At 56.5% G+C, this 306-nt stretch carries 1 tRNA gene; it reads right to left on the bottom strand.

From position 1 onward, the window contains the following. Positions 1-111: 111 nt before the first annotated feature. A tRNA-Leu gene (locus tag OGY07_RS01890) sits at positions 112-198 on the bottom strand. Between the last annotated feature and the right edge of the window lie 108 nt (positions 199-306).

Here is a 306-nt window from a genome sequence, read left to right as displayed (position 1 = left end):
GGGGGGGGACTTGAACCCCCACGTCCGTAAGGACACTAACACCTGAAGCTAGCGCGTCTACCAATTCCGCCACCTTCGCACAGTCATCTTACTTTTTTGATATCGCCTCGTTGGTGCGAGGGGGGGGACTTGAACCCCCACGTCCGTAAGAACACTAACACCTGAAGCTAGCGCGTCTACCAATTCCGCCACCTTCGCCCAGTGCGAGCAATATCAACGTGGATTATGGTGCGAGGGGGGGGACTTGAACCCCCACGTCCGTAAGGACACTAACACCTGAAGCTAGCGCGTCTACCAATTCCGCCA

This window comes from Citrobacter sp. Cs237 (assembly GCF_030332325.1).
Lineage (GTDB): Bacteria > Pseudomonadota > Gammaproteobacteria > Enterobacterales > Enterobacteriaceae > Citrobacter_A > Citrobacter_A sedlakii.
The sequence above is the reverse complement of the archived record's forward strand: the minus strand, read 5'-3'. Positions and strand labels throughout refer to the sequence as shown.